Consider the following 10,349-nt stretch of genomic DNA (forward strand, 5'->3'; position numbering starts at 1 on the left):
CCGGCGCCCGAGGCCGCCCGGCGGCCGGCGCCGCCGCCCGGCCGACCGGCCCAATCCCCGGCAACGCCCCGCCCCGCCCCTGCCGCCGCCCCGCCCCGACCGCCCCGGGCGCCCCGCCCGGCCGCAGGCCCGGAGTTGAAGCCGCTGGATGCCGTGGAGGTGCGGCGCTGGCTGCAGGCCAATCCCGATTGGGCGGCGAGCGGCCCGGCGGCGCGCCTGTTGGCGCCGGGCCGCCCGGTGCCGCGCGGCGTCCCCGCCCGGGCGGTGCCGCCGGAACTCGCGGTCCTGCTCCCGCTGTTTCCGGGCTACCGCTACCTGGCGGTGGGGCCGGACCTGGCGCTGGTCGGGCGCGACGGCGCGGTGGCGAGCATCCTGCCGGGTGCCTTCCGGCCCTGAGCGGCGCGGGCCTCGGGCGCGGCAGGGGCCGGGATGCCGCGGCGCCTGGCCCGGCAGGCCGCCTGGCGACCCGTGGCGAAGGCCGTTCGCGGCGCACGTCGGGTGGGCACGGCCGCGGCTCGGCTGGCCGGTCCCCGGCCCCCGGCCCGGCCTGGCTCCTCCGCTGCGAGCCCCCGATCCCGGATGCCCCCCCTTCGGACACCCGCTGGGCCGCGCCTGGGCCGCCCCTTGGGCCGCCCCCGCGCCGGGCGCGGCCCGGACCCGCCCCCCGCCCGTGGCGGCGCTGGCCGCCGCTTGCTATACCCCTCCGCGCTCCGGGGTTCCCCGCCGGCGGGGCTGCCGGCGGGCGTGTGGCGAGGGGGCTTGCCCCCAGGGCTGTAGCGGGCAGGCTCCGCGGGCTATAGGGCGTTCCGCAAGACCGCAGACAGGCGCCGCCCGCCCGGGCACGCGGCGCCGGGCCCGTGGCGCGCGCGACCAGAGGAAGGACCAGTCAGACCATGGCGCGACGCCGCCAGCTCTACGAGGGCAAGGCCAAGATCCTGTTCGAGGGTCCCGAGCCCGGCACCCTCGTGCAGTATTTCAAGGACGACGCCACCGCCTTCAACAGCCAGAAGAAGGGCGTGATCACCGGCAAGGGCGTGCTGAACAACCGCATCAGCGAATACCTGATGATGCGGCTGATGGATATCGGCGTGCCGACGCATTTCATCCGCCGCCTGAACATGCGCGAGCAGCTGATCCGCGAGGTGGAGATCGTCCCGCTCGAGGTCGTGGTGCGCAACGTCGCCGCCGGCAGCCTCTCGACCCGGCTCGGCATCCAGGAAGGCACCCGCCTGCCGCGCTCGATCATCGAGTACTACTACAAGAACGCGCAGCTGAACGACCCGATGGTGTGCGAGGAGCACATCACCGCCTTCGGCTGGGCCAGCACCCAGGATCTCGACGACATCGTCGCGCTGACCCTGCGGATCAATGATTTCCTGACCGGCCTGTTCCTCGGCGTCGGCATCACGCTGGTGGACTTCAAGATCGAGTTCGGCCGGCTGTACGAGAACGACGAGATGCGGATCGTCCTGGCGGACGAGATCAGCCCGGACAATTGCCGGCTGTGGGACAGCAAGACCGGCGAGAAGATGGACAAGGACCGCTTCCGCCGCGACCTCGGCAAGGTCGAGGAAGGCTACCAGGAAGTGGCCCGCCGCCTCGGCATCCTGCCGGAGGCGGGGGTGCGGGACCTCAAGGGTCCCGAGATGATGCAGTAGGGCGCGCCGATGCTGGGACGCATCCTGGAGGCCGTGGTGGTGCTCTGCGCCGTCATCGGCCTCTATGCCATCCTCGCGGTGATCGGCCTGTTCTCGGACGCGACGCTGACGCTCGTCCTCGCGGTCCTCGGCAGCTTCGGCTGCTACCTCTATGGCCGGTACGGGCGCCGGCTGCTGGGCGGTGACGCGCGATGAAGGTGCTGGTGACGGTGATGCCGAAGGTGGGCGTGCTGGACCCGCAGGGCAAGGCGATCGGGCATGCGCTGGCGGGCCTCGGCTTCGCGGGCGTGGGCGAGGTGCGGGCGGGCAAGGTGATCGAGCTCGAGATCGCGGAGACCGACGCCGCGCGGGCGAAGCAGCTTGCCGAGGAGATGGCGCGCAAGCTGCTGGCCAACACCGTGATCGAGAGCTTCCGGGTCGAGGTCGCCTGAGCGGTGGTCAAGGCCAGCCTCCTCATCATGGTGGTGCTGACGGTGCTGATCAGCATCGGGCTCCGCTGGCGGGAGGACAGGGTGGCGGCGCCGCGCGCCGCCCGGGCGCCGCGGCCGGGCTGGGTGGCGCTGCAGAAGCGCAAGCTGAACCGTTGGATGACGGCGGCGACGCTGGCGGCGGTGACGACCATGCTGGTGCTGGGCGGGCTGCACTGGCTGCGCGTGTGGCAGGGATGAGGCTGTGATGCAGGCTGCGATCGTCGTCTTCCCCGGCACCAACCGCGAGCGCGACATGGCGCTGGCGCTGCGCCGCGCCACGGGCCGGAAGCCCGCCATGCTGTGGCACCGCGACACGGAATTGCCCGCGGGCACCGACCTAGTGGTGCTGCCGGGCGGCTTCTCCTATGGCGACTACCTGCGCTGCGGCGCCATGGCGGCGCAGAGCCCGATCATGCGCGCGGTGAAGGATTTCGCGGCGCGGGGCGGGCATGTGCTGGGCGTCTGCAACGGCTTCCAGATGCTGACCGAGGCCGGGCTGCTGCCGGGCGCGCTGCTGCGCAACGCCACGCTCCGCTTCCTGTCCATGGACTGCCACATGCGGGTGGAGCGGGCGGACACGCCCTACACCCACCGCTTCCGGCGCGGACAGGTCTTCCGCGCCACCATGGCGCATGGCGACGGCAACTATTTTGCGGATCCCGCCACGCTCGACGAGCTTGAGGCCGAGGGGCGCGTCATCCTGCGCTACGCGACGCCTGCGGGCGAGGTGACGGAGGCGGCGAACCGCAACGGCAGCGCCCGCGGCATCGCCGGCATCGCCTCGGCCAATCTCCGCGTGCTGGGCCTGATGCCGCATCCGGAGAACCAGGTGGACCCGGCGATCGATGGGACGGACGGGATGCCGCTGTTCGAGAGCCTGGCCGAGACGCTCGCATCCGCGGCATGACCGCCGGCGGCCCGGGCCGGCCCGCCGCGCCGCCCGCTTCCCCCCGCGGCCGCCCGATTTCCGGCTTCACCCCCTGCGGCCGCCCCGCCGCGCGCATCGGACAGCCATGACGACCAGCGCCCCCCTCCCCGCCCTGCTTGCCCCTGACCGCGCCGCCCAATTGGCGGCCGAATACGGCCTGAAGCCGGACGAGTACGACCGGGTCCTCGCCATCCTCGGCCGTACCCCGTCATTGACCGAGCTCGGCATCTTCAGCGTGATGTGGTCGGAGCACTGCTCCTACAAGTCGTCCCGCGTCTGGCTGCGGGAGCTGCCGACCAAGGCGCCCTGGGTCATCCAGGGGCCGGGCGAGAATGCCGGCGTCATCGATATCGGCGAAGGCCTGGCCGCCGTCTTCAAGATGGAGAGCCACAACCACCCGAGCTTCATCGAGCCCTACAACGGCGCCGCCACCGGCGTCGGCGGCATCCTGCGGGATGTCTTCACCATGGGTGCCCGGCCCATCGCCAACCTCAATGCCCTCCGCTTCGGGATGCCGGACGCGCCGCGGATGAAGCGGGTGATCGACGGCGTCGTGCGCGGCATCGGCGGCTACGGCAATTGCGTCGGCGTGCCGACCGTGGGCGGGGAGGTCAACTTCCACCCGCGCTACAACGGCAACCCGCTGGTCAACGCCATGACGGTCGGCATCGCCCGCGCCGACCGCATCTTCACGGCGAAGGCGACCGGCATCGGCAACCCCGTGGTCTATGTCGGGTCGAAGACCGGCCGCGACGGCATCCATGGCGCCACCATGGCCAGCACCGAATTCTCCGCCGATGCCGAGGAGAAGCGCCCCACCGTCCAGATCGGCGACCCCTTCGCCGAGAAGCTGCTGATCGAGGCCTGCCTGGAGCTGATGGCGACGGACGCCATCGTCGCCATCCAGGACATGGGCGCCGCCGGCCTGACCAGCAGCAGCGTGGAGATGGCGGGCAAGGGCGGCATGGGGATCGACCTCGTGCTCGACGACGTCCCGCAGCGCGAGGCGGGGATGACCGCCTACGAGATGATGCTCTCCGAGAGCCAGGAGCGCATGCTGATGATCCTGAAGCCGGGCCGGGAAGCTCAGGCGGAGGCGATCTTCACCAAGTGGGAACTCGATTTCGCGGTGATCGGGCATCTGACCGACACCGGCCGCATCACCATCCGCCACCGCGGCGCGCTGGAAGCCGACATCCCCCTCGCCCCGCTGGAGTCGGAGGCGCCGCTGTATCGCCGGCCGACCGCCGAGACGCCGAAGCAGCCGGTTCTCGACCCCGCCACCATCCCCGACCCCGTTGGCCTCGACAAGGCGCTGCTGACGCTGGTCGGCAGCCTCGACCTCTGCTCCCGCCGATGGATCTGGGACCAGTATGACAGCATGGTCGGCGGCCATACCGCCCGGCGCCCCGGCGCCGCCGATGCCGCCATCGTCCGGGTGGAGGAGAGCCTGGACCAGGGCGGCAACCGCGCCCTGGCGATGACGACCGACTGCACCCCGCGCTACTGCCTCGCCGACCCGGAGGAAGGCGGCAAGCAGGCGGTGGCCGAGGCTTGGCGGAACATCACCGCGACGGGCGCCCTGCCGCTGGCCATCACCGACAACATGAATTTCGGCAATCCTGAGAAGCCTGAGATCATGGGGCAGTTCGCCGCCGCGGTACGCGGCATGGCCGCCGCCTGCACCGCGCTCGACTTCCCGGTCGTGAGCGGCAACGTCTCCCTCTACAACGAGACGGAGGGGCGCAGCATCCTGCCCACCCCGGCCATCGGCGGCGTCGGCGTGCTGGAGGACGTGGCGCAGGCCACCGGCCTGGCCTTGCCGCCCGGCCTCGACCTCATCCTGGTCGGGGAGACGCGAGGCTGGCTGGGCCAGAGCCTCTGGCTGCGCGAGATCGCCGGCCGGGAGGACGGGGCGCCGCCGCCGGTGGACCTGGGCGCCGAGCGCCGCAACGGCGATGCGGTGCGGGGCTGGATCCGCGCCGGCCTGGTCGCCGCCTGCCACGACCTGTCGGATGGCGGGCTGCTGGTGGCGGCGGCGGAGATGGCCATGGCCGGCGGCTGCGGGGCCAGCCTCGACCCCGGCCCTGCCGCCCTGCCGCCGCATGCCTGGTGGTTCGGGGAGGATCAGGGGCGCTACCTTCTGGCGGTCGCGAATGGCGCGGGATTGCTCCGCGCCGCCGCGGCGGGCGGGGTGCCGGCGCTGCGCATCGGCCGCAGCGGCGGGGAGGCCTTGGTTCTTCCGGGCGGCTTGGCCATATCCCTGGCCGAGCTGCGGGAGGCGCATGAGGGCACCCTTCCCGCATTGATGGCTGATACCGGTATGCAGGCCTCCTGACGCCTGGGCACCGGTATCCTGCGCAGGGCCGCCGCGGCGGCTGCGTGGCAGACACACTGATCGCGCCGGGGGCATCGCCGCCGGCCGGCCTGGGACTTGGGGGAGCGTGAACGGATGGCGATGCAGCCGGCGGAGATCGAGGCGCTGATCAAGGCGGCCCTGCCCGACGCCCAGGTGACGATCGAGGACCTGGCCGGCGACGGCGACCACTATGCCGCGACCGTCGTCTCCGAGGCCTTCCGGGGCAAGAGCCGCGTGCAGCAGCACCAGCTGGTCTATGCCGCGCTGCGTGGCCGGATGGGGGGCGAGCTGCATGCGCTCGCCCTGCAGACTTCGGCGCCCGCCTGACGCGGCGCCGCGATGTCGATGGTTGACCACAACTCTTGACGCAAACCCCAGCGGGTTTGCTTGGGAAGGACCCGAGACGATGACCAACCCGGTGTTCGAGCGGATCGAGAGCGAGATCAAGGCCACCCCGGTGGTGCTCTACATGAAGGGCACGCCGGTCTTCCCGCAATGCGGCTTCTCCGCCCGCGTGGTGCAGATCCTTTCCCACATGGGCGTGCCCTTCAAGGGCGTGAATGTGCTGGAGGACATGGAGATCCGCGAGGGGATCAAGGCCTACACCAACTGGCCGACCATCCCGCAGCTCTATGTCGGTGGCGAGTTCGTCGGCGGCTGCGACATCATCATGGAGATGTTCCAGGCCGGCGAACTGCAGACGCTGATGAAGGAGAAGGGCGTGCCTGTCTCGGCCGAGAGCTGAGCCGGCCCCGCCGCCCATGCCATCCGATGCCCGGCCCCCGCGCCGGGCATCGTCGTTTCCGGGCCCGTCTCGACGCCCCGCCCGACGCTGCCGGTGTCCCGCAGCCGCAGTCCGCCGCCATCGGCGGCGTCCTGCGGCCCGGTCCACCGGCCCTTCGCCCGGGTGTCCTGCCCGCATGCTTCGCAGCCCCTGGCAACGAAGCATGCGGGCAGGACACCCGGCTCCGGCAGAACCGACATCACGGGGGAAGCGCATGGCCACCCTGCCGCATCGCAGCCTCGGCGCCAGCGGACTGAGCGTCTCGACCATCGGCCTCGGCTGCATGGGCCTTTCCGGCGTCTATGGGGAGGCCGACGACGACGCCTCGGTCGACCTGGTCCGCGCCGCCGTGGACCTCGGCCTCGACCATCTCGACAGCTCCGACATGTATGGCTGGGGCCATAACGAGGAGGTGCTGGGCCGCGCCCTGAAGGGCATCCGCGACCGCGTCGTGCTCGCCACCAAATTCGGCCAGACCCCGAATCCCGGCGGGCCGAACGGCGTGAACGGCAGGCCCGACTACGTCATCCAGGCCTGCGAGGCGTCCCTCCAGCGCCTGGGCGTCGAGGTCATCGACCTCTTCTACCAGCATCGCGTGGACCCCGCCGTGCCGATCGAGGAGACGGTCGGCGCCATGGCCCGCCTGGTGGAGCAGGGGAAGGTCCGCTTCCTCGGCCTGTCGGAGGCGGCGCCGGAGACCATCCGCCGCGCCCATGCCACCCATCCCATCGCCGCGGTGCAGACCGAATACTCGCTGCTCTACCGGCAGGAGGCGGAGGCAACGCGCGCCGTGACGCGCGCGCTCGGCATCGGCTTCGTCGCCTATTCGCCGCTCGGCCGCGGCTTCCTGACCGGGGCGATCCAGGATTTCGCCCAGGTGGACGGGCGGCGCGCCGCGCATCCGCGCTTCCAGGAGGCGAATTTCGCCGCCAACCGCGCCCTGGTGGCGCAGGTGGAGGCGATCGCGGCCGGTAAGGGCTGCACCCCGGCGCAGCTCACCCTGGCCTGGCTGCTGGCGCAGGGGGAGGATGTGGTGGCCATCCCCGGCACCCGCTACCTGCCACGGATCGAGGAGAATTTGGGCGCGCTGGGCGTGACGCTGACGGCGGACGACGTCGCGCGCATCAGCGCCGCCGTGCCGGCCGGCGCCGCCGCCGGCACGCGCTACCCGGCCGGGGCGATGAAGGCCGTGCAGCTGTAGCACCGCGCGCCCCGGTGGCCGGGGCGGATCGCGGGGCGGCGTGACGCCGCCCTGGGCGCATGGTGCCGCCGCGGCGCGGCGTGCAGGCCCGGAGACGGCCGGTCATGCCGCGCTGCGGCCGCGACGCGGTGGCCGCCGCCCAGCCTGGTCACCGCCTGGCCGCGGCGGCCGCCCACCCTGTTGACCGCATCTGCGCCGGATGTGACCGCCCGCCGGGGCGTGCGCATGGCATCCCTGCGGCCATGCCGCGCGAGCTTGCCACCCCCGCCCCCGCCATCTCCATCCTCACCCCCGCCCATGACGTCGCCCGCTTCGTCGGGGCGACGGTGGACAGCGTGCTGGCGCAGGATTTTTCCGAATGGGAACTGGTCGTGGTGGACGACGGGTCCCGCGACAACACGGCGGAGGTCGTGGCGCAGCGCCGCGACCCGCGCATCCGCCTGCTGCGGCAGGCCAATGCCGGCGTCTCCGCCGCCCGCACCCGCGCCATGGCGGATGCGCGGGGCGATGCCATCCTCTTCCTCGACGCCGATGACTGGCTGGCGCCCGACGCGCTCTCCCGCCTCGCGGCGGCGCTGGCCGCCGCGCCGGAAGCGGTGGGCGCGCATGGCGGCTTCGCCTTCGTCGCCGAGGACGCCCGCCCGGGCGACCGGGCGCTGCGCACGAAGCCGGTCGCCGGGCCGTCCGGCGACCTGCTGGAACGGCTGCTGGTCGAGAACCTCTTCGCCAATGGCGGCCATCTGCTGCTCCGGCGGGATGCGCTGCGCCAGGCCGGCCCCTTCCTGCCGCATCTCCGCTACGGGGAGGACTGGGAATACTGGATCCGCCTCTCCCTGCTCGGCCCCTGGACGGCGGTGGCCGACACCGCGCCGGTGCTCTTCGTCCGCCAGCGCGCCGGCAGCGCCTTCCACCGCATGGCGCGCGACCCCGCGGCCTTCGCGCCGGCCATGCTCGCCATCTGGGGCAACCCGGCACTGGAGGCGCGGCTGGGTCCGGCCCGCTTCACCGCCATCCGCCGGCGGGCGGAGGCGGAGAATGACTGGGTGGTCGGGCGGGAGCTCATCCGCCACGGCCAGCGGGCGGCGGGGCTGGAGAAGCTGCGCGCCTCCCTCGCCCAGGCGCCGACGCCCAAGCGCGCAGTGTTGCTGGCTGCGGCGCATGCGATGCCGCTGCTGCCGCGGGCGCTGCACGGACCTTTCGTCGCCTATCCCGGGTGATGCCGGCGGCATGGACGGGCCATGCAGGCCGGCCGCCAGGGCTTTCGGCGCGCGCCGCCCGGCGGGCGAGGCTCCGTTGATCGGCCATGAGCACCGGCCGTGAGCACGGGACGCCGTGCCGAAGCGGCTCGGGGTCCCCTCTCACGCCCCGCCGCCAGGGGTTCGGGCGGGGTCCCGGCCCCCGGCATGGGCCCATCGCCTCAGGCGGTGCCGGCGGCGACGACCGGGGCCGGTCCAGGGGTCGCCTGATCCCTCTGGTGGAGGGAGCGTGAAGGGGGACGACGCCCCCGTCAGCCCCGCAGCCGCGGCGCCAGTTCCCGCTCGAAAAACGCGATGAACTCCGCCTGGCGCGGCCCGACCTGGGTCAGGATGATGTGGTCGTAGCCGGCCTCGATGAATTTGCGGATGGATGTCAGGTGCAGCTCGGCGGAGGGGCCGCAGGTGACCTGCTGCGCCACCGCCTCGGGCGTCACATGCCGGGTCGCCGCCGCGAAGCCGCGCGTGGTCGGCAGTTCCGCCTGCACCGGCCAGCCCGTCAGCGCCCAGCGGAACAGCCGGTGCGCGGTCTCCTGCGCCTCGCGCTCGGTCGGCGCCCAGCACATCGACACCTCGGCATAGCGCGGGCCCTCGCCGCCGACCGATTCGAAGGCCTCGATCAGCTCCGGCTTCGGCTCCGTCACCACCAGCGCATCGCCCTTGCGGCCGGCCAGGCGCGCCGCCTCCGGCCCGCCCGCCGCCACCGCCACCAGCGGCTTGCGCTCCGGCCGGTCGTAGAGCGTCGCCTGGTCGAGGGTGAAATAGGCGCCGCGGTAGTTGCTCAGCTCGCCCTCCAGCAGGCCCTGGATGATGTCGAGGGCCTCGGACAGCCGCTCATGCCGCTCGCCCACGCCGGGCCAGCCCTCGCCTACCACATGCTCGTTCAGCCGCTCCCCGGCGCCGAGGCCGAGGACGAAGCGGTCGTCGCTCAGCAGCCCCAGCGTCGCCGCGGCCTGGGCGATGATGGCCGGGTGGTAGCGCATGATCGGGCAGGTGACGGCGGTCATCAGCCCGATGCGGCTGGTCGCCTGGGCGCAGGCGCCCAGCACGCTCCAGGCGAAGGGGGCATGCCCCTGCTCCTCCACCCAGGGGGAGAAATGGTCGGAGATGGCGGCAAGGTCGAAGCCCGCCTGCTCCGCCAGGACCAGGTTGCGCACCAGGTCGCGCGGCGCATGTTCCTCCGACATCAGCTTGTAGCCGAGCTTGACCATGGGGCGTGTGTCTCCGTCGCCTGCGGGGGATGGGGCCGGCCGATGCGGGGGGAGAGGGCGGCAGGCGCCGGGTCAACGCCGCCGGCGGGCGATCGGTCGCACCAGCTTGCCAGGGCGGCGCGGGCGGCCGAGGCTCGGCCCGGGCGACCGGAGGCAGGGATGGCAGCGACCCGGGAGGAGCCGATCCTCGGCCTTGATCACGCGGTGGTCGCGGTGCCGGACCTCGACGCGGCGCGGGCGGCCCATGCCACGCTGTTCGACCTGCCGATGGTGGCGGACGGCGGGGGCCAGGCCAGCCTTGCCCTGGCCAATATCGACCTCCTGCTGGTCGCGGGCGACGGCCCCCCGGCGCTCGCCGCCCTGGCCCTGGCGGTGCGGGACAAGGCCGCGGCGCTGACCCTGCTGGCGCGGCGCGGCCTGCCGGCGGCCGGGCCAGCGGCGCCCGGCCCGTTCGGCGACACGGTGCCGCTGGCGCCGCAGGCGGC

At 73.2% G+C, this 10,349-nt stretch carries 13 protein-coding genes; 12 read left to right on the plus strand and 1 reads right to left on the minus strand.

The window, feature by feature from the left end:
• Positions 1-135 precede the first annotated feature (135 nt).
• The 11 genes from E2C05_RS23785 to E2C05_RS23835 all read left to right on the plus strand — a co-directional run bounded on the left by E2C05_RS23785 (position 136) and on the right by E2C05_RS23835 (position 8,617).
• Positions 136-396: a hypothetical protein gene (locus tag E2C05_RS23785; RefSeq protein ID WP_158292334.1), complete on the plus strand. Its 261-nt coding sequence runs from the start codon at positions 136-138 to the stop codon at positions 394-396.
• A 497-nt stretch (positions 397-893) separates the two neighbouring features.
• Positions 894-1,658: a phosphoribosylaminoimidazolesuccinocarboxamide synthase gene (purC, locus tag E2C05_RS23790; RefSeq protein WP_133222132.1), complete on the plus strand. Its 765-nt coding sequence runs from the start codon at positions 894-896 to the stop codon at positions 1,656-1,658.
• A 9-nt stretch (positions 1,659-1,667) separates the two neighbouring features.
• On the plus strand, positions 1,668-1,853 hold the full coding sequence (locus tag E2C05_RS23795; RefSeq protein WP_133222133.1) for a hypothetical protein: 186 nt from the start codon (positions 1,668-1,670) through the stop codon (positions 1,851-1,853).
• Positions 1,850-2,089: a phosphoribosylformylglycinamidine synthase subunit PurS gene (gene purS, locus E2C05_RS23800; protein ID WP_133222134.1), complete on the plus strand. Its 240-nt coding sequence runs from the start codon at positions 1,850-1,852 to the stop codon at positions 2,087-2,089. The genes E2C05_RS23795 and purS overlap by 4 nt, the downstream gene beginning before the upstream one ends.
• 3 nt (positions 2,090-2,092) lie before the next feature.
• Positions 2,093-2,326, plus strand: a complete 234-nt coding sequence (locus tag E2C05_RS23805; protein WP_133222135.1) for a hypothetical protein — start codon at positions 2,093-2,095, stop codon at positions 2,324-2,326.
• A gap of 7 nt (positions 2,327-2,333) precedes the next feature.
• Positions 2,334-3,035 carry a phosphoribosylformylglycinamidine synthase subunit PurQ gene (gene purQ / locus E2C05_RS23810; RefSeq protein WP_133222136.1) on the plus strand — a complete coding sequence of 234 codons (702 nt, stop codon included), beginning with the start codon at positions 2,334-2,336 and terminating at the stop codon, positions 3,033-3,035.
• A gap of 106 nt (positions 3,036-3,141) precedes the next feature.
• Positions 3,142-5,394 (plus strand): phosphoribosylformylglycinamidine synthase subunit PurL, encoded by a 2,253-nt coding sequence (purL, locus tag E2C05_RS23815; protein ID WP_133222137.1) that lies wholly within the window; start codon positions 3,142-3,144, stop codon positions 5,392-5,394.
• 114 nt (positions 5,395-5,508) lie between these two features.
• Positions 5,509-5,742, plus strand: a complete 234-nt coding sequence (locus tag E2C05_RS23820) for a BolA family protein (RefSeq protein ID WP_133222138.1) — start codon at positions 5,509-5,511, stop codon at positions 5,740-5,742.
• A 79-nt stretch (positions 5,743-5,821) separates the two neighbouring features.
• Entirely contained in the window at positions 5,822-6,160 is a 339-nt protein-coding gene (gene grxD / locus E2C05_RS23825; protein WP_133222139.1) for a Grx4 family monothiol glutaredoxin, read from the plus strand.
• A 253-nt stretch (positions 6,161-6,413) separates the two neighbouring features.
• Entirely contained in the window at positions 6,414-7,400 is a 987-nt protein-coding gene (locus E2C05_RS23830) for an aldo/keto reductase (RefSeq protein ID WP_338045178.1), read from the plus strand.
• Between the two features lie 242 nt (positions 7,401-7,642).
• A complete protein-coding gene (locus E2C05_RS23835; protein ID WP_158292335.1) occupies positions 7,643-8,617 on the plus strand; it encodes a glycosyltransferase family 2 protein in 975 nt (324 codons plus the stop codon).
• A gap of 290 nt (positions 8,618-8,907) precedes the next feature.
• Here the strand turns inward: E2C05_RS23835 and E2C05_RS23840 are convergent, their stop codons facing one another.
• Complete coding sequence (locus E2C05_RS23840) at positions 8,908-9,864, minus strand: TIGR03557 family F420-dependent LLM class oxidoreductase (protein ID WP_133222141.1); 957 nt, start codon at positions 9,862-9,864, stop codon at positions 8,908-8,910.
• Positions 9,865-10,023: 159 nt separating this feature from the next.
• Here E2C05_RS23840 and E2C05_RS35205 point away from each other — a divergent pair.
• Positions 10,024-10,349 (plus strand): hypothetical protein (locus E2C05_RS35205; RefSeq protein WP_456306521.1); only part of this gene is annotated, 326 nt, incomplete at its 3' end.

Source organism: Paracraurococcus ruber (assembly GCF_004353985.1).
GTDB classification, from domain to species: domain Bacteria; phylum Pseudomonadota; class Alphaproteobacteria; order Acetobacterales; family Acetobacteraceae; genus Paracraurococcus; species Paracraurococcus ruber.